Annotated in this window: 16 protein-coding genes; 10 read left to right on the forward strand and 6 right to left on the reverse strand. The window is 54.2% G+C overall.

Translation table 11 applies throughout. The annotated features are described in order from the left end of the window. Nucleotides 1-229 precede the first annotated feature (229 nt). From AAAH10_RS10605 to AAAH10_RS10625, 5 genes are all read left to right on the forward strand, one after another. On the forward strand, nt 230-862 hold the full coding sequence (locus AAAH10_RS10605; protein ID WP_343563316.1) for a helix-turn-helix domain-containing protein: 633 nt from the start codon (nt 230-232) through the stop codon (nt 860-862). A gap of 161 nt (nt 863-1,023) precedes the next feature. Continuing rightward, entirely contained in the window at nt 1,024-2,604 is a 1,581-nt protein-coding gene (locus AAAH10_RS10610; protein ID WP_343563318.1) for an ABC transporter substrate-binding protein, read from the forward strand. Between the two features lie 122 nt (nt 2,605-2,726). Then, complete coding sequence (locus AAAH10_RS10615; protein WP_343563320.1) at nt 2,727-3,695, forward strand: ABC transporter permease; 969 nt, start codon at nt 2,727-2,729, stop codon at nt 3,693-3,695. Beyond that, nucleotides 3,695-4,636, forward strand: coding sequence for an ABC transporter permease (locus AAAH10_RS10620; RefSeq protein ID WP_343563322.1), 942 nt, complete (start codon nt 3,695-3,697; stop codon nt 4,634-4,636). Before AAAH10_RS10615 ends, AAAH10_RS10620 begins: the two co-directional genes overlap by 1 nt. After that, nucleotides 4,633-6,324, forward strand: a complete 1,692-nt coding sequence (locus AAAH10_RS10625; protein ID WP_343563325.1) for an ABC transporter ATP-binding protein — start codon at nt 4,633-4,635, stop codon at nt 6,322-6,324. The genes AAAH10_RS10620 and AAAH10_RS10625 overlap by 4 nt, the downstream gene beginning before the upstream one ends. A gap of 357 nt (nt 6,325-6,681) precedes the next feature. Here AAAH10_RS10625 and AAAH10_RS10630 read toward each other — a convergent pair whose 3' ends face one another. From AAAH10_RS10630 to AAAH10_RS10640, 3 genes are all read right to left on the reverse strand, one after another. Beyond that, nucleotides 6,682-7,476, reverse strand: coding sequence for a nuclear transport factor 2 family protein (locus tag AAAH10_RS10630; RefSeq protein WP_343563327.1), 795 nt, complete (start codon nt 7,474-7,476; stop codon nt 6,682-6,684). 35 nt (nt 7,477-7,511) lie between these two features. Beyond that, a complete protein-coding gene (locus AAAH10_RS10635) occupies nt 7,512-9,143 on the reverse strand; it encodes a calcium-binding protein (RefSeq protein ID WP_343563329.1) in 1,632 nt (543 codons plus the stop codon). Between the two features lie 110 nt (nt 9,144-9,253). Then, nucleotides 9,254-9,406: a hypothetical protein gene (locus AAAH10_RS10640; RefSeq protein WP_343563331.1), complete on the reverse strand. Its 153-nt coding sequence runs from the start codon at nt 9,404-9,406 to the stop codon at nt 9,254-9,256. Nucleotides 9,407-9,613: 207 nt separating this feature from the next. On the opposite strand from AAAH10_RS10640, the gene AAAH10_RS10645 reads away from it, so the two are divergent. Together AAAH10_RS10645 and AAAH10_RS10650 are read left to right on the forward strand one after the other, a co-directional pair. After that, a complete protein-coding gene (locus AAAH10_RS10645) occupies nt 9,614-10,174 on the forward strand; it encodes a thioredoxin family protein (protein ID WP_343563333.1) in 561 nt (186 codons plus the stop codon). Between the two features lie 132 nt (nt 10,175-10,306). Then, entirely contained in the window at nt 10,307-10,933 is a 627-nt protein-coding gene (locus AAAH10_RS10650; RefSeq protein WP_343563335.1) for a TetR/AcrR family transcriptional regulator, read from the forward strand. On the opposite strand, the gene AAAH10_RS10655 is transcribed toward AAAH10_RS10650, so the two are convergent. Next, a complete protein-coding gene (locus AAAH10_RS10655) occupies nt 10,923-12,515 on the reverse strand; it encodes a 5-guanidino-2-oxopentanoate decarboxylase (RefSeq protein ID WP_343563337.1) in 1,593 nt (530 codons plus the stop codon). The genes AAAH10_RS10650 and AAAH10_RS10655 overlap by 11 nt on opposite strands. Nucleotides 12,516-12,524: 9 nt before the next feature. Next, nucleotides 12,525-13,703 (reverse strand): pyridoxal phosphate-dependent aminotransferase, encoded by a 1,179-nt coding sequence (locus tag AAAH10_RS10660; protein WP_343563339.1) that lies wholly within the window; start codon nt 13,701-13,703, stop codon nt 12,525-12,527. 196 nt (nt 13,704-13,899) lie between these two features. Between AAAH10_RS10660 and AAAH10_RS10665 the strand changes: the two genes are divergently transcribed. Continuing rightward, nucleotides 13,900-14,106 carry a hypothetical protein gene (locus AAAH10_RS10665; RefSeq protein ID WP_343563340.1) on the forward strand — a complete coding sequence of 69 codons (207 nt, stop codon included), beginning with the start codon at nt 13,900-13,902 and terminating at the stop codon, nt 14,104-14,106. Then, the gene (locus AAAH10_RS10670) at nt 14,103-16,007 is read left to right on the forward strand and encodes a DUF2207 domain-containing protein (protein ID WP_343563342.1); all 1,905 of its coding nucleotides are present in this window, start codon (nt 14,103-14,105) and stop codon (nt 16,005-16,007) included. The genes AAAH10_RS10665 and AAAH10_RS10670 overlap by 4 nt, the downstream gene beginning before the upstream one ends. On the opposite strand, the gene AAAH10_RS10675 is transcribed toward AAAH10_RS10670, so the two are convergent. Beyond that, on the reverse strand, nt 16,004-16,918 hold the full coding sequence (locus AAAH10_RS10675) for a DMT family transporter (protein WP_343563344.1): 915 nt from the start codon (nt 16,916-16,918) through the stop codon (nt 16,004-16,006). The two genes, AAAH10_RS10670 and AAAH10_RS10675, sit on opposite strands and share 4 nt — an antisense overlap. 144 nt (nt 16,919-17,062) lie before the next feature. Between AAAH10_RS10675 and AAAH10_RS10680 the strand changes: the two genes are divergently transcribed. Then, entirely contained in the window at nt 17,063-19,051 is a 1,989-nt protein-coding gene (locus AAAH10_RS10680; RefSeq protein WP_343563347.1) for a CocE/NonD family hydrolase, read from the forward strand. Nucleotides 19,052-19,140: the final 89 nt, after the last annotated feature.

Genomic DNA, 19,140 nt, shown 5'->3' on the forward strand with positions numbered 1-19,140 from the left:
CTGCACCAACAACAATCTTGCCCCGTCCAGCTGTTCTGGCTTACGCTACGCTCCAGCCGCCACAGCTGGACGGCTCATGGTGTCAAAATCTAACTTAAAGGTTGGATCACCACATGGGGGCAGGTCACATGACGGATCATGCGATCCGCGACAGGGCGGGCGAAGCGATTTTTTTACATATACTAAAAGCTTCTTGACTCGCCGCTGACATCACAGCATCTTTTCATCTATGCGAAAAAGACAGCAGTTCCATCGCGACGATCCGTACTTCTCAATCGGACAATCGCTGCGCAAAAGAAGAAAAGAATTGCAGCTCTCCATGCAAGTTGTTGCAGACAGGGCCGGTCTTTCTGTCGGTTTCATCAGTCAGGTGGAGCGTGACCTGACAGCGCCCTCTCTTGTTTCACTCAATTCCATTGCACTGGTGCTGGGCTTGCCGATCAGCAGTCTTCTGGACCAGCCCAAGCCAAGCCAGGGAGAAACCCGGAAGCAATCCCGTCAAACCTACAAGGTGGGGAATGGCGAGCTCTCATATGAACGGCTTTCCACCAGGTTTGATGATTCACAGTTGCATTCTGTGATTGTGCATGAGCCTCCAGGCCATCGTTATGAGCCAATCAGTCATCCCGGCGAGGAGCTTTTTTTCATTCTCTCCGGAATGGTGGCTGTTGAAGTCGAAGGGGAGGTCCATGTTCTGGCTGAAGGAGATTCAATTCATTTTGACAGCCATCGTACACACTCGTCCTGGAACCATGGAACGGGTACGGCTTCCTTTCTGTGGTGTGGCACAATGGATATGTTTGGCGATCAGCCGAATGTTCAAAGCCCGTTTCATAATGGACAGAAGCATGGAGAAAACTGAGATCCGGATGACAACTCTATCGGCTTCAAATCACTTGCTTCGAAGGCAGGTCATTTGAGGTCCGGTTCGCAAACTCTGAAAAACAAAAGCAAATCCATTGCAAAACCAGCAGTGAGATCAAAACAGTCAGGAAAACTGTTCCAACAAAGGGAGGAAAAAACATGAAAAGAATGACAGCGCTATTGGCGTCAGCAGCACTGATATCGACAACAGGACTGGCCAGTGCAGAAACATTGCGGTGGGCGCGCGCTGGTGATGCGCTTACCCTGGATCCCCATGCACAGAATGAAGGTCCAACCCACACCGTGCGGCATCAGATGTATGAGCCACTGATTATTCGTGACACAACCGGCGCATTCGAGCCGGCACTGGCGACCGAGTGGGCACCAAACGCTGATGATCCGAATGTCTGGACCTTCAAGCTGCGCGAAGGTGTCAAGTTCCATGATGGTGCCGACTTCACGGCAGAAGACGTGATCTTCAGCTTTGAACGCGCAAAACAGCCCAACTCCGACATGAAGGAGCTGATTGGTGCCATCAAGGAAGTGCGCGCCGTGGATGACTACACCATCGAGATGGTAACCGACGGCCCGAACCCGATTTTGCCGAACAACCTGACCAACCTTTTCATCATGGACAAGGGCTGGACCGAGGCAAACAACACTGTGGGCGTGCAGGACTTTGAAGGTGGCGAGATCACCTTTGCCACCACCAATGTCAATGGAACCGGCCCCTACAAGCTTGTAAGCCGTGAGCCTGATGTGAAAACGGTAATGGCCATCAATGAAGACTATTGGGGGCGTGGACAGTTCCCGATGGAGGTGACGGAAATCATTTACACGCCAATTCAGAACAATGCGACCCGTGTCGCGGCACTTCTGTCTGGTGAAGTGAACTTCCTTCAGGACATGCCGGTTCAGGATATTGAACGTGTCAATTCGGCTGACGGCCTCGGGGTAAAGCAGGCGCCGCAGAACCGCGTTATCTTTTTCGGTATGAACCAGGGCGCGGATGATATCGAAGCCGACAATGTCAGTGGCAAGAACCCTCTTGCTGATGTCCGTGTCCGCAAGGCCATGTCGATGGCAATCAACCGGGATGCCATTCGCAGGGTTGTCATGCGTGGACAGTCGCAGCCTGCCGGCATGATTGCTCCTCCTTTCGTGAACGGCTGGACGGCTGAAATGGATGGTGAGAGTTCAACAGACGTTGAAGGTGCGAAGGCCTTGATGGCCGAAGCCGGTTACGGCGACGGTTTCTCGCTTCGCCTGGATTGTCCGAATGACCGTTACGTCAATGATGAAGCAATCTGTCAGGCTGCTGTCGGGATGCTCGGCCAGATCGGTATTACCGTGAACCTCAACGCACAGCCAAAGGCTCAGCACTTCCCGCTCATCACGGATGGCAAAACGGATTTCTACATGCTGGGCTGGGGTGTTCCGACCTACGATTCGGAATACATCTTCAACTTCCTGGTGCACGGTCGTGAAAGCGATATCGGTACCTGGAACGGAACCGGCTTTGACAATGATGCACTGGATGCGAAGATCGCTTCGCTTTCTTCCAACACCAATCTTGAAGCCCGTAATGCAGATATTGCAGACATCTGGCGTGTTGTTCAGGACGAGCAGCTCTATATCCCGATCCACCACCAGGTCTTGAATTGGGGTATGGCTGATGGTGTTGGCATAGATGTTGATCCGGAAGATCAGCCAAAGGTTAAATACATCACCATGAAGTGAGCGGTTTAACCAGCCCCGCATTTTACGGGGTTGAACACTTGTGCCCAGAGCTCAGGCTCTGGGCCTTTACCTATACCCTTTTCATAAATTAAAGTGGTCAAGTTACAGGGGTACTGGCTCGTATGTTGACATTTGTACTGCGACGCATTTTTCAATCCGTCCTGGTCTTGCTCGTTGTTGGACTTGTTGCTTTCTCCATGTTCCGTTTCGTCGGTGATCCGATTGAAAACATGCTGGGTCAGGAACGGACCATAGAGGATATAGAGCGCCTGCGAGGCGAGCTTGGACTGGATCAGCCGTTCCCGCTTCAATACTACAAGTTCCTCGAAGGTGCGGTGCAGGGAAACCTGGGCGTGAGCTACCGTCAGGGACGTGAAGTTTCTGAAATCATCCTGGAGCGCGCGCCGGCAACAATCGAGCTTGCTCTTGTTTCTGCGGTGCTGGCCATTGTCCTTGGCATCGCGCTTGGCGTCTATACAGCCATTCGCAGTGATGGATTTCTGGCGAATTTTATCATGTCGTCTTCGCTGATCGGGGTCTCGCTCCCCACATTTCTGATCGGTATCCTGCTGATCTATCTGTTTTCGGTTGAACTGAACTGGCTGCCGAGCTTTGGCAGGGGCGAGGTTGTCGATCTGGGCTGGTGGACAACCGGTCTTTTGACGGTCAGTGGACTGAAATCCCTGATCCTGCCGTCAATCACGCTGGGCCTCTATCAGATGACACTGATCATGCGCCTTGTCCGCTCCGAAATGCTTGAGGTGCTCAGGCAGGACTATATCCGCTTTGCCCGGGCCCGGGGTTTTGGTGATCGCAAGATCAATTTTCGCTATGCCCTGAAAAACACAATGATCCCGGTTATCACCATTATCGGCCTGCAGCTGGGGGCCATCATTGCCTTTGCGATCATCACGGAAACGGTCTTCCAGTGGCCCGGTATGGGACTGCTGTTCGTGAATGCAATCCAGTTTGTCGATATCCCCGTAATGGCAGCCTATCTCATGCTGGTTTCAGTCATGTTTGTCGGGATTAATTTAATCGTGGATTTATTCTATGCCTTCATTGATCCACGCATGAGGGTTGCAAGCTAATGACTGATAAGGTTTCCAAGACAACGCCGTCACGTCTGCGCCGGGCACTGGACAGCGATCTTTTCCATGCATTCAAAACCTCCCCTGTTGCGGTGGTTTCTGCAATTGTCACATTTGTTCTTGTCTTTTCGGCCGTCTTCGCGCCGCTGATCGCAACGACGGACCCCTTTAACCCGACAAGCCTGAACCTGATGAACGGCTTCACGTCGCCGCTGTCACCAAACGACTTTACCGGTGAAAGCTTTGTCATGGGGACAGATGATCAGGGGCGGGATGTTTATTCAACCATCCTGTACGGGATGCGGATTTCCCTTTTTGTTGGCTTTGCTGCTGTGCTTTTCGCCATGGTTCTGGGAATTGTTCTGGGGCTGACTGCAGGCTTTATCGGGGGCTGGACCGAGACAATCATCATGCGTGCTGCCGATGTACAGTTGACCTTTCCGTCGATCCTTGTCGCCATGCTGATTTTTGGTTTCGCAAAGGGTATCACGCCCATCGAATATCGCGATCAGATGGCAATCTGGGTGCTGATTCTGGCCATTGGCCTGTCTGACTGGGTGCAGTTTGCCCGTGTGGTCCGGGGGGCAACGCTTGTTGAAAAGAACAAGGATTATGTCGCGGCAGCTCATCTGATGGGGCGACCGACGCTGATCATTATGCTGCGCCACATCCTGCCCAATGTCTTGTCCCCGGTGCTGGTTATTGCGACGATTTCCCTGGCTCTGGCCATTATTGCCGAGGCAACCTTGAGCTTCCTGGGTGTCGGGGCACCACCGACCCAGCCATCACTTGGGACTCTGATCCGTATCGGACAGCAATATCTGTTTTCCGGGGAATGGTGGATCCTGTTCTTCCCGGCCTGTACCCTTCTCGCACTTGCGCTCAGCGTCAATCTCCTGGGGGACTGGCTGCGCGATGCTCTTAATCCGAGGCTGAAATGACCGAACCCATTCTGTCCATTCGTAACCTGACGATTGAAATTCCCACGCGTCACGGCATTTTCAAACCTGTTGAAAACGTGAGCTATGACATTTTTCCCGGCGAAATTCGAGGCGTGGTCGGTGAAAGTGGTGCCGGAAAGTCAATGACAGGTAATGCTGTTATCGGCCTGCTGGATCCGCCGGCTCACATCACCAGCGGTGAAATATGGCTGAAAGGAAAACGCATCGACAACCTGCCGCCCGAGGAAAAACGCCTTATCCGCGGCAAGGAAATCAGCATGATCTTTCAGGATCCCCTGACTTCGCTGAACCCGCTCTTTACTGTTGGCGAGCAACTGGTCGAGACCATTCAGCTTCATCTGGATGTGACGTTGGCCGAGGCCAAAACCCGTGCGCTCGATTTGCTTGAGGCAGTTTCCATTCCCAATCCGGAAGATCGTTTCAACCAGTATCCGCACCAGTTTTCCGGAGGAATGCGCCAACGTGTGGTGATCGCCCTTGCGTTGTGCTCCGAACCATCGGTTATTGTTGCAGACGAACCGACAACTGCCCTTGATGTCTCTATCCAGGCCCAGGTTCTGGACCTGATCAAGAAGCTGGCTGTGGAGCGTCAGATCGGTGTTATCCTCATCACCCATGACATGGGCGTGATTGCGGATACCACGGAGCAGGTAACGGTCATGTATTCGGGGCAGGTCGTGGAAAACGGGACCACAGATCAGATCCTGGGGATGCCCGGTCACGAGTACACAAAGTCCCTGATTTCCGCAGTGCCTCGTCCACACAAGAAGCTCCACAGATTTCCGCAGATAAGCTACGGCGGTCGCGAGACTGTGTTCAAGATCGAGGATCTGGCCCGAAACTGGGATCGCTCCGTTGCGACCCGGTCCGGAACGTTACTCGAAGTCAGAAACCTGACAAAACGCTTCATCGAAAAACCGTCACTGTTTCCGTCTCAGAGAAAATACTTCACTGCTGTCGATGATGTCAGTTTTGACATCCGTGACGGGGAAGTGTTCGGCATTGTTGGGGAAAGCGGCTCCGGCAAGTCTACGGTAGCGCGAATGATCGCCACGCTTTACAGCGCTGACGAGGGGCAGATCCTGTTTGACGGCGATGATGTGACAGCCATGAACGCCAGGGAGATGGCTTCTTATCGGCGTCAAATCCAGATGATTTTTCAGGATCCTTTCTCCAGTCTGAACCCGCGCATGTCTGTGGGTGAAATCGTGGCAGAACCGTTGCTGCATCACAAGATTTTGCCCAAAGGCCAGGTGGAGGCCCGTGTCCGTGAACTGCTCGACAAGGTTGGTCTGGCAAAGGATGCCTACCGCAAGTATCCACACGAGTTTTCCGGAGGTCAGCGCCAGCGCATTTCTATCGCCCGGGCCATTGCAACACAGCCGAGATTTCTCATCTGTGATGAACCAACCAGTGCGCTTGATGTGTCAATTCAGGCGCAAATTCTGAATATCCTCAAGGATTTGCAGGAGCATCTTGGCCTGACCATGCTGTTTATCAGTCATGATTTGCCTGTGGTTCGCCAAATGTGCGACAGAGTGGGCGTCATGCAGCGGGGGCAAATGGTGGAAGTGCAGGAAACAGAAGCGTTGTTCAAGACGCCTCAGCATTCCTATACGGCTGAACTCCTGAACCTGATGCCTCATCTCGCGCAACTGAGGCAATAGCAAATCCGGGTACTCTGTGTGGATATGGTTTTGCTGTTTGCTGTGAGATCTTGCCGGGTCAGCAAACCGTTGCAGCAGGAGCGGTTTCGACAGATTAGAGGCTGAATTGGTACAGATTGAAACGGGACAACGCGCTGCCTGGTCAGTCCTGCCCCGGCCCGATAAGGCCGGGGTTTGTAAGCCTCAGGTCCAGACACTGGGCAATGCCGAGGTCAAGACGGTCCCAAAAAGGTTAAGCCCGGAAAACATAAACCATAACAGCCAACGGCCTGAAGAGAACAGACTGCAGGAGTTGTACGCGCCTCAGTGCGGCAGGATTTGTGCAGGCTGTCGAGATCAGGGGCACAGGTGGGAATGCTAGAGCCTGAAAACTTTCCACCCCTCAGAGGTTTTTATCCAGAAGGCTCCCTGGGTGACTTCAAAGCCCGCGCCGTCCTTGCTGCCTTTGGGGCTGAAGGTAATGGGGCCCCGGTTGTCTGCGGTTGTGACCTGATAGGCCCGTCCCTTGAGGATTTTTCTGATCCGGATATCGGGCGTGGCGATGATGTCAAACTGACCGCTCAGGAGATCTGTCAGCATGGCCTCGATCATCTGCGGGGGCGGCCCGTTCTGCAGAGGCAGGTCGTTGATCATGGGGGAAAGCAGGGAAAGGTATGCTGCGACATCACCTTTTCGGGCTGCTGTGAGCAGCTTCCGGATGGCGTCCCGGAGACCTTCATCGCTGCCGGGTTCCGCCTTGAGATAAGAGAGCTGGGGAACTGGTCCGGACTGGAAGAAGGCTGACTGTTTTCCGTTGCCGTCCTGATGCAGCAGGAGGAGCGAGTTCGGGTTCTGGCCCGGTTCTTCGGGAAAGGCACCTTCGCAGCCGACAAAGAGTTCTGCTTTGGCGGTTGCATCGGCACGGCTGGTGGTGAGTTCCATTTCCAGAAGGTTTTCCCCTTCAAGCAGAAGATCAGCGGGAACAGCGTTGACGTGCGGGCCTCCGTGACGGACCAGAAGGGCACCGTTGAGTTTAATGGCGAGTTCACTGTCCTCGCTCCCCTGAAGGGCGATGAACCGCATTTCATTGCAGGCTGATGCTGACATGGCGCTTGTTCCTGTGACTGTAGCAAGGGTGAAGGACAGGCAGGCAGCCTTGAAGAGTTTGATCATTTGCGTTCTTCCTTTTCCCGTTTGGCTGGGAGGGATCATGTGTAGAGAACTGTGAAGACCCCGTTGTCTTCCGTTGTGATATCCAACTGGTCACTGGTGACATGTGCGAGGGTGATAAACTCACCGGGCCCTTCCCCAAAGTGAACACGGGTGTGGATGTCTCCGGGGCCGGAGGAAACGAGCGTTACTGTGGTGTCTTCAGAGCCATAACCGGCAACAACAAGTTTGTCTTCCTGCTGGAAGTTGAGGACCCAGCTGTCATTGTTTGCGGTGCCGTTGTCCATCAGCTCCAGAAGATCAAAGCGAAGGGCGTCGAAATGAATGGAGGAGTTGTCGAGGACAGCCGTGAAGTAGTCTTCTTCCATGAGATCGTCGAGCAGGTCCAGTGGATTGAGAAAGGCACCGGACTCTCCGTTCAGATAGAGGATTGTCGAGCTTTCGTCAGAGGGACTCAGGTTGATGGTGTCACTGCCATTGGAGCCGATGAAAAGGTTCTGTCCACTGTTGTCGTAGAGCAGATCATTGCCACTGCCGCCAAAAAGGAGATCGTTTCCCTCGTTCCCGGCGAGGTAGTCAACGCCTTGGCCACCCAACAGAAGATCGTTTCCCTGTCCGCCGGCAACTGTCTGCAGATAGCGGGTTCCTGGAGGAAGGGGCGAAAGCCCTTCATCAACGAGATGCTGGATGGAAGCGACGGCTTCACTGTCGGATGAAAGGATCGTTTCTGCGCCTGTATCCTGTGTGTTGATGCCATCGGCTGTGTAGATCAGATCATTGCCACTGCCGCCATGGATGTAGTCGAAGCCCTGTCCGCCAACCAGAACATCGTCGTCTGCTCCGCCGATGATCAGATCGGCGCCTTCACCCCCCTTGAGGCGATCCTGACCCGCTCCTCCGACGAGTTTGTCGTTTCCGGCATTGCCATAGAGCCTGTCGTTTCCTGTTCCGCCGGTCAGTTCGTCGTTTCCCTGTCCGCCGAGCAGGATATCCTCACCTGCAGCGCCGTATATCAGGTCATCGGCATCTCCGCCAAGAACAATGTCGTCTCCGTCTTCGGCGATGAAGAGCCGGTCGCGATCGTACTGGAGGGCCTCTGCCTCGGTCTCATTGAGAGGGAGAATGACAAAGTCGTCTCCACTGTCAGCGTTGTACTGGGAAGTCAGCAGGTGTTCTCCCGGAACCGGGACAGGAAAGAGCTCTATTCCTGCATCAATGAAGGAGAGTTCGTCGAGCAGTTCACTGGCGCTGCCGTAATCACCAGGGGAGAGGGCTGTCCCTGCCGTGTTCAGGTTAAAGCTGTCATCGCCTGGCGTGAACAGACGCTCTGGGCCGGTTTCGGAGGCTGTTGGAAGAGCTGTGCTGTGTTCCGGTGGTAAGATGGTATCTCTTGCGGCTGTTGCCTGTCCGGTGACAACAGAGCCACTGAACTGAAGGGAATAGTCGAGCAGATTGCCCATATCATCCCTGTAGGCTGCCAGTCCGCCAGACTGTTCAAGCGGGCCGGAGGCTGTTTCCAGAGGCAGTTCTGTCGGCAGGAAAATCTCGTCCCCGGAGAAGAGTTCCCCGGCTGTGATGATGTTTGTGCTGTCATCTTTTGCTTCAGGCGACGTTGAAATTTCAGCTCTGTCGGCCTGTGCGGTTTTTTGAACGGTAGTTGTGGTTGTCATGTCCCAATGCTCCATATGACCGGAGAAGTTCACTGCACTGATCAACCCCTTGGTGCATTTCTTCCCGTGTGGTGGTTAAGTCGGGTTTGGCGGGGGAAGGTTCAAAAAAATCAGGGTTTGTTTTCGTCCATCAGGACCAGTTCCGTAGAGGATATTCTCTGAGGGCTGCTCAACTGGGCCTGTATGACAGCGTTCAAGAGCAGAAAAACGCTCATTGTTGCAAAGAGGGTCACGCTGAGTGAAACAAGGATCAGGCTTTTCATGACAAACGCTTTCTTCTGGAAATGCCCCTTATGTCTCCTGTAGGTCGCCTGACAGCTTCCCGGGTTCAAAAGATCGGGAAAAACGCACGAATATATGCCGGGGAAAGAGTATTGTTCGGAAATTACGAAAAGTGATTTCGGCAAAGTGAAATTACCCGGGAGCCAAAAAATAGCTATATGGAAAAGGTAGCCCTGAAAGGAAAGACGATGCTGTTAAACACGCCGATTTGCGACTTTGGATGGCAGGCTCCCGGATTTTCGCTGAAAGATCCCCGGGGAAAGGTCTTTACGCTTGAGGAGAGTTTGGGGGACAGGGGGCTGTTGATTGCCTTTATCTGTAACCATTGCCCCTATGTTCAGGCTATTGGTGAAAGGCTGGCCAGTGACACGCGTGAACTGATGGCAGAGGGCGTGAATGTTCTGGCGATCATGGCGAATGACTATGACATCGTCCCGGAAGACAGCCCTGAACAGATGCTGGCTTTTGCGCGGCACTTCGGTTTCGAGTTCCCCTATCTGATTGATGAGGACCAGTCTGTAGCCAAAAGCTATGGCGCGGTGTGTACTCCTGATTTCTTCGGTTTCAACAAGGATGGCGAACTGCAGTACCGTGGCCGTCTGGATGATGCCAGAATGGGACAGTTTACAGACAGGAACAGGGAACTGGTTGATGCGATGATGCAGATTGCAGAGACAGGTCACGGCCCTGAACAGCAAATTGCTTCCATGGGCTGTTCCATCAAATGGCGCGGGGAAGCATTCTGTTGAGCCGGTCCATCGGTTCGCTTCCTGACAGGTCTTCTGGCAGAAGGAAAAGGGCCTGACAAAAGCGTCTTGTTTTTTTTCAGGCTGCCCGCTATGCCATGTGGTGTCTCATTTCGGAACGATGAGGGTTTTCCCGTGGCAGTTCAACGCAAGTCATTTCACCGCGAAGGTGCCGATATCCGGAAGGTCAGGCTTATCGAGGCCACCTTGCGTCTGATTGCCTGCAAGGGAATTGAGGCCGCAACCGTCCGTGCAATTGCCCGTGAAGCCGATGTGACACAGGGATTGATCAGACACTATTTTTCCACCAAGGAAGAACTGATCGCTGCTGCCTTTGACTTTCACATGGCAGGCCTGATTGAAAGGGCTGTCCAGGCGGCACAGGGTGAGACCCGGAGCGCGCCTGAGCGTCTCTGTTCCTTTGTGAGGGCAACCCTTTCTTCATCCGGTCATGAAGAAGTCGCGCTGTGGGCGGGGTTTATGCACATTGTCCAGCATGAACCCGCAATGCTCGCAGTTCACAAGAAGGCCTATTTGTCCTATCGCGATTTTATCCAGAACCTGATCCGGGACCTTTACCGGGAAAAGGGGCGAGAGATCGGTGATCAGGACTTGCGACGACTTGCGATTGCCATCAATGCGGTGATCGACGGGCTTTGGGTCGAAGGTGGAATGATCCCGGACAGCTTTGAACAGGAAGAGCTGCTGGCCGTTGCGTTTTCCAGTCTGTCTGCTCTGCTTGGCGTTGAACTCAAGGCTTGATTTCCAGAAGAGCCGGGCCCTTTTGCCCTTTGCGCCTGTCCAGATAGTCCTTTAAATCAGGGCAGGAGGCTTTTATCTGCTCGTAGGGAATTCTGCAGGCCTGTGCAATCAGGGAGAAATCCGGAGGAGCCGGGTCGCAGCCGACCGGAGGAATGTCCTGCTGGCGCATGGCGTCTGCGATTTCCTGATAGCCGGAGTTGTTCCAGATCATGAAGGTAATCGGGAGCTGATGTTCTGTTGCGGTCATCAGCTCAGGCAGGGTGAACTGTGCGCCGCCATCGCCGGTTATACAGATGATCTGTTTGTCTGCTTCGGCAAAGGCAGCCCCGATGGCTGCCGGAATCGCATATCCCAGCGTGCCGAAACCCACCGAGGAATTGAACCATCCCCTGCTGTTGTCGTGTCCGTAGAAGAGATTGGCGGCATAGATGGGCTGTGTTGAATCGCCGACGATGACGGAACCGGGCAGATGATCCCGGATTGTTTCGATCATCTCCACCATTTCCAGGTAAGCCGGTGAAAGCTCCGCGCGTGCCGTGCTGATAACCGAAGCCGCTTTGGTTGCGCCCCCGTTGCGGTTGTCAACGTGACAGGAAGAAGGAAGTGCGTCTGTCAAAGCCGGAATGGCCTGCTTTGCTGAAGCCTGGATTTTGAGTTCTGCTGTGCATCGGGAGGGCTGGTCCCCGTCGATGTCAATTCTGATCAGCCTGTTGAACCGGGGGAGACGGCCAGTGTTGTATATGTCGAAATCTGTTGGTCCCAGTTCTGTCCCGATCGCAAGAACAAGATCAGCCCCGGCCAGCAGTTCCTGAACAGCACGCAGGCTCGGGCTGGCAGGAATGCGCAAGGGATGGTCGTGCAGCAGGCCCCTGGCATTGATGGTCTGTACAACCGGAGCGTCCAGCTTCTCAGCCAGAAGCCGGAGAGAGTTTTCGGCCTCTTTTGCTCCTCCACCGGCAATGAGAACCGGGTTCCGGGCTTTGGAAAGATGTTCTGCTGCCTGGGCAATCAGGGTCTGATCCGGCAGAGGTGCTGATGATTTTGGGCAGGTGCTGGCTTGATCCTGAAAAACCTGCCCGAAGACATCAAGGGGAACCTGAATGTGCACAGGTCCCGGACGACCCGTTTCCAGTCTGCGGAAGGCTTCATCCAGAGCTGGATACAGATCCCGGGATTCCTCGATCTGTGCAGAAAATCCGGCTACCTGCTCGACCAGTGCTTTCTGATCCGGCAGCTCATGAAGGTGACCCAGTCCTTTTTTCAGATATCGGGCCTCGTTTGTTGAAGAAATAACCAAAAGCGGAATGCTGTCCGCAAGGGCCTGTCCCATGGGGGTCAGAATGTTGGTCAGTCCCGGCCCGGTGATGGTGAAGGCAACGCCCGGCTTTCCGGATGCTCGGCAGTAACCATCTGCCATGAAGCCGGCACCCTGTTCATGACGGGGGGTAATGTGCCTGATGCCGGAGCCGTTCAGGCCTCGATAAAGCTCGACTGTGTGAACACCGGGGATGCCGAAAACATGGGTGACACCCCGTTTTTCAAGCGCGGTGACGAGGGCTTCGCCAATACTGAAGTTGCTCATGATCCGGTGCTATCCCTGCAGACTGTTTGCGTGGACAGCAATGCGCCTGCATCCTTCCCGGAAGACCGGGTCTGTTTCCGTCAGGGAAAGGCGTATCCAGTTTTCCAGTGATGATCCGAACGAGTGGCCCGGCATGACGCTAACCCCGCCCTTTTCAAGAAGGTCGAGAGCATAGGTCTCTCCATTCAGTCCTGTGGAGGAGACATCAATCAGGGCGAACATTCCGGCGGCAGGCTTGTGAACGCGGAGGCCGGTTCTGGACTGGAGGGTTTCTTCAAGATAATCGGCACGGGCAGAAAAGCGCTTGCACATCTCCCTTGCAACCGGAGAGGGTTCGCTGACAGCGATTGCTGTTGCATCGGCAATGAACGGCTGATTGCCAAAGAGCATGGCTTCGGACAGGGCAAGCAGTTTTGTGCAAAAGTCTTCGCTTGCCACGCACCAGCCACTCCGGAAGCCCGGAGCAGCGTGGGATTTGGAAATTGAACTCACCACGATCACCCTGTCATCGCAGTCGGCTCTGGAGAGAGGGGAGTAAAAGGTACTACCGTCAAAAACCAGCTCGTCATAGACCTCGTCAACAAGCAGCCAGAGATCATACTGTTTTGCCAGAGAACAGATTGCGTTGATGTCAGCCTGATCAAGGACGGCTCCGGTGGGGTTGTGCGGTGTGTTCAGGAAAATGGCGCTGGTGTTCTGAGTGATCTTCTGCTCGATGTCGGAGGCCTGAATGCGAAAGCCCTTTTCCGCTCTGAGAGGCACTGTGACTGGAGAGGCTCCACTGGAGGCAAAGACGGTTTCGTAGGTTGCGTACATCGGATCGCCGACGATGATCTCGTCGCCCTGACCTGCAATGGCCTGAACAGTGGCATAGAGGGCCGTCTGGGTTCCCGGAAAGCAGAGAATCCTTGATGGAGTGATCTCACGTCCCAGAGTGCGGGAATAGCGATTGGCCAGGGCTGTGCGCAGTTCTGGCTCTCCTGGCCCTGCCGCATAGCCGGTCCGGCCGTTTTCAAGGGAACGGATGACGGCCCTTGTCAGGTCGTCCGGTGTCGGCACATCGGGTTCTCCGATGGCCAGTTCGATGATGTCCTCTCCCAGTCTCTTCTTTTCCTGAGCCAGTTTGTAAAGATGCCATCTGTCGTGTCCCAAGGCCTCAAGGCGTGAGATTGCTTTGGTGTATCGCATTTTCTGAACCCTGACGTTCTTCAATAATTATGCGTTTGTATAACAAAGGCTGTCGAAACTCAATGGGCAAGTCTCCTGAGCGGACCGTTTCAGGAGAACTGATCCGGTTCACCGGAGGAATCACGGAATGGAAATGAACCTTTCGGAAGAGAGGAGCGACTGATGCGCAAGGGTTGAATTTGCAGGAGTTGGAATTGTGAAAGTAACGTTTCTGGTCATCGCCTTGTGCGGTGTGCTTGCTGTCCTCTTTGGTGTCTGGGGGCTCAACACACCACAGGGGAACAGACATTTTGATGAAATGGATGGCCTGATCCCCTTCTTTGTCGGTGTTGCCGGGACGATTGTGACCTTTGTTGCCGTGCTTCTTCTGGTGCTTGGTTTTTTCGTTGGAAAAGACAAATGAGTGAGTGGGGAGAGGGTTGTAAAAAGGTTGGGAATTCTGTCAGTCGGGTCGTGCTCTGGATAACGGCTGTTCTCTTCATGTTGCTGTGTTCCGCGCAGTCATGGGCTGCGTCCTCCCTGCGGCACGAGATCTCGGTCGGAGAAAAAGGACGACTGGAGGTGACAACCCTGGTGGAGTTCAAGCCCGGGGCTTTGAGTAAACCAGCTCTTTATTTCGAGTTTCCAACAATACGGCGGGTTGGAAATTTCCTGAATCGGAAAACGGACTTTGAACTGATATCCGTGATGGTGAATGGCCGGAAGCAGGACTTTTTTCTGGAAGAGCTGGCAGGAGAACGTAAAGCGCGACTGTCACTGGAGCTGCCCCGGGATTCCACGGAAGATCAGAAGCAGACAGTCGCGATAGAGTACAGCTTTTCCGGTCTTTTCCGGACAGAAGGTGGTCGCGAGTTTATTGATTTTCCCGTTTATCAGCAGAGCTGGGTTCCGGAAGCTTCCCGTATCAGCGTTGTCTTGCGCTCACCCGTGGAACCCGGGGGCTTTTCCCTCTCCGGCCTGCAATCCAGTGAGGGATACAGAGTTGTCAAACAGAGGGATGGAGTTTTAGGGATCGGGATCAATCCGGGCTTTGCCCTCGGTGAGACGCTGTCTTTGCGGGCGCTCTGGCCGTTGGGAGCCGCGAGCGGTTTGGGGGGCAGTGAGGACATCAGGCAGACTGTTGATGACAACAGGGGCCTGTGGGTCGGGATTGTGCTGAGTGTGGCGATGGCCCTCTTTCTGCTGGTGAACTGGATGCGGCTTGGTGTTTCGATGTCCGGCAATCAGGCTGTGCTGTCCCCTGTCATTCCACCTTTGCCGGAGGGGATAACGCCCCTGCTTGCTGCCGGCTTATGGAAGCAGCAATCCGGGTTTGAAAGACGGTTCCTGATTGTGTTGATCTCACTGGCACTCAAGAAGAAGATTGTGATCCGTCTGGAGCGAAACGCTCAGGTTACTTTGAGAAAGCGTGTGAAGGGAAAGTATTACAAAACCCTTTCAGAGGATGAGCAGGCTCTTTTCCTGCTGCTTTTCCCGGGCCGGAGGACCGAACTGTCGTGGGAGAGGGGGCAGTTTGATGCCTCTGTCGACACTGTTGGGGAACTGAGAACTTTTGATGGCGAACTGGATGCAATCCTCAAAGGACAATTAAAGCAGCTTTACAGGCAGGCCAGCGGGACAGTGAGCAGGATCGGCTTTGGTCTGGGAGCCCTTGGTCTTCTGCTCACACTTCTGCTTGATGCAGCAAATGTCGATTACCTTCTTTTTACCGGACTTCTGCTGGTGGTTGGTCAGGGAGGGCTTATTCTCGGCCTGAAGATGCTTGGAGGGTTGTGGGACAGTGTTTTTGCGAAAACGGCGCTGGGATTTATGGGCTGGGTTTTTTGCCTGCTGCTGCTTTTGGTGTCTGGTGTTTTCATGATTCCGATTGCTGCAGCCCTTTTCATTGCCGGTCAGGTTCTGCCCCTGCCGGTTGTTGTCCTGTCGTTTGTGCCAATCCTTCTTGTTCTGTTTTTTACAGTCTGCGCCCGACGTCCGGACCGTCTGGGGCGCGCTATTCTGGAGCCTCTGTATGGTTATCGGCAGTTGCTGGACAGCATCATCAGGGGGCGGGAGAGAGGATACGCTGCCGGCAAGGCTGGAGGAGGAACTTTTTTCGAGCAACACCTGCCCTTTGCGCTGGCGCTGGGGAGGGAAGAGGACTTTGCAAGGCAGGTTCTGGATCGGACTGGAGCCGGAGAAGACTATCAGCCTGACTGGATAATCGACGGGTCTGCAGGGCAGGGATGGAACAGAAACAGCTTTCGTGCTTTCAGGCGTCTGGAGAACAGTGTGAAAAGCGCTTTCGGGGGTGAGCGGGATTAGCTTTCAGCAGAGGATTGCCTGCTTCTGAGCAGGATGAACAGCCCGGAGAGCACGACGATTGCGCTCCCGATCAGGGTTGTTTCATCAAGCCTTTCCCCGAAGACGGTCACGCCGAGCAACAGACCGAACAAAAGGCGGCTGTATCGAAAAGGAGTGACTGTTGAGACATCTCCCGTGCGCATGGCCTTCATCAGGCTTGCATAGGACAGGACGCCAACGGTGACAGCACCGGACATGTAAAGGGCGCTTTCCGGACCGGGCAGGACGAAGCTCTGCTTTTCCCAGATCAGATGATAGAGCCCTCCGGCAATGACAACAGCAAGAAAGCCGTATATGCCGAGGATAACTGCACTCAGGGTCGGTGGGGCAGCCCGGCTTGCAAGGTCTCTCCCTGCAAATCCGATCATGCCGAGCAGGGCAAGTATTGAAAGCGGAGAAAAGCTCTCGGGTGTCGGGCGCAAGATGATCAGAACACCGATCAGTCCTGTGAAAATGGCTGTCCACCGCCGCCATCCAACCTTCTCTCCAAAGAGCAGGGCTGCCCCCAGAACAACAACAATCGGCGTTGCCTGCAGGATTGCCGTCACGGAAGAGAGCGGCGTAAGAGCCAGGGCCAGTACGAAAAAGAGGCGTCCTGTGATCTCGAAGAAAACGCGGATGCGCATGGGAGGAGAGATCACATCCGGGCTGTAGAGAGCTTCCTTCCGAAGCAGGGCGATCAGGGCAAAGATCAGTGCTCCGCCAGCACCAAAGATCACCAGAACTTCCGCAACGGGAAGAAAGACTGTTGCTGCCTTGATGAAACTGTCCTCGATGGCAAAACCTGCCATGGCAAGGATCATCCAGAGGCTGCCAATCAGATTGGCACGCCCTGTTGAAGGTGGTGTGGTGCTTTGGGGGGCTGAAGTCATGGCGAGAAGGACCTGTTGTTTTCCCTTCATAGTGGCGACACGACCCGGTTGGCACAAGGTCTTTCATTCACGCGTGAAATCCTGATTGCCACAGAGCACAAAAAACGGTCATGCTGCACCAAAACAGAAACAGGGACCTGAAGAATGATGACAGCTGTTGGTGACCCGCGCGAAGCGATAGAGATCAACCGGGATTTGGCTATTCCCCTGCCGGATGGAACCAGACTCTCTGCAAAGGTCTGGCGTCCGAAAGACCAGCAGGGTCCCCTGCCTGCGATTGTCGAATATCTGCCTTACCGCAAGAGCGACATGACGGCCCCGCGCGATGCAACCATGCATCCCTATTTTGCAGCCAATGGCTATGTTTGTCTGCGCATTGACAGACGGGGATGCGGTGACAGCGAAGGGCTCTTTGATGACGAGTATTCTCCACAGGAACTGCAGGATGGCGTGGATGCCCTCAACTGGATTGCCACACAGGACTGGTGTGATGGAAACATCGGGATTCAGGGGATTTCCTGGGGTGGTTTCAATGGTTTGCAGCTGGCCGCTCTGCAGCCTGAGCCCCTGAAGGCCATTATCACTATCGGTTCAACCGTCGATCGTTATGCCGATGACATTCATTTCAAGGGTGGTATTCAGGTTGGTGAGAATATTGGCTGGGCTGCGACCCTGATGTCGATTTCCTCCATGCCGCCGGACCCGACGCTTGTGGGCGACAGATGGCGTGATACGTGGCTGGAACGGCTGGAGGCAATGCCGTTTCTGGCCCAGGAGTGGATGTCCCATCCGGACCGGGATGACTACTGGAAGCATGGTTCTGTCTGTGAGGACTATTCGAGGATCACAATCCCGGTGCTGGCAATGGGGGGGATGCATGACGGCTATCGCAACACCATGGCGCACCTGGCCGAAAATCTGCAATCTCCGGTCAAGGCTGTTGCCGGTCCCTGGGGGCACAAGTACCCGCATATCAGCATGATTGAGCCGTCTGTCAATTATCTGGATGAGGCTCTGCGGTGGTGGGACTGCTGGTTGAAGGGGGTGGATAATGGAGTGCCCGAAGAGCCTCTGTACCGGGCCTATATGATGGACAGTGTCAAGCCCTCCATGTCACTGGATTATCGTTCCGGACAGTGGATTGGCGAGAACAGCTGGCCTCCTGAAACCGTGTCTTCCCGTTTGCTGTCTTTCGGGGATGACGGTGTTCTGGGGGGCGCGAGTCCCTTTGTTAAAGCCGTTCCTGCCGATCTGGCGGTTGGCAGGAATTGCGGGGAGTATTTCCCCTTTGGCTTCGGACCCGGGGAATTGCCGGATGATCAGATCGAAGATGACCGGTTGTCGGCCTGTTTTGACAGTGAGGCTTTCGGGGAGGATCTGGAGATTCTGGGGGCGCCGAAAGTGCGGCTCGGAATTGCTTCCGATCAGCCGGCGGCGCAGGTGATCGTCAGACTGTGCGATCTGCGTCCGGACGGAACGTCGGGTTTTATCTCCTTTGGACTCCTGAACCTTCAGCATCGTGACGGCTTCGAAGCGAAGGTCCCGCTGGAAGCCGGAAGGGAGTATGACGTTGAAATTACCCTGGATCAGACCGCGTTCAGATTGCCCGCAGGGCATCGGCTGAGGGTTGCGGTCTCTTCCAGCTACTGGCCCTACTGCTGGCCGGAGGGGCAGCTGGTTCATCTGACTCTGCGTTCCGGAGAACTGGAGCTTCCTGTGCGCTCATGTCAGGATTTCAGCTCTGTTTCCTTTGATGCGCCGAAAAAGATTCCGATGACAGAGCATCGAAAAATTCGCGACGGAAAGGAGCACCGCAACTCTTGCGAAAAAGACGGGAGAATCGAGCTGGAGCTTTTCGGGGACCATGGAAGCAGTGAAGATCCGGAAACGGGACTCATCTCGTCCAGCTCCATGCGTGAATTCTGGCGTATTCACCGGGATGACCCTGCGACAGCAGAGGTTGAAATCCTTTGGGAACGGGCTCAGGAACGCGCAGAATGGAAGGTTTCAAGTCGAATTCTGACGAGGATGAAAGGATATAAGGAAAAATTTGTATTTGAACATCAGATCAAAGCCTATGAGGGAGAAAAACTGGTTTTCGAGAAAGAAATGAAAGGTGAAAAAGTGCGATAAAATGGAAGGCGACATTAAAGAATAACAGACGCTTACTGGACGAATGCTGTTGCTTCCATTACTCTTTGTTCACAACAAATATAAACAGG

The organism is Carbonatibacter coralli (assembly GCF_039592655.1).
GTDB lineage: Bacteria > Pseudomonadota > Alphaproteobacteria > Kiloniellales > Kiloniellaceae > Carbonatibacter > Carbonatibacter coralli.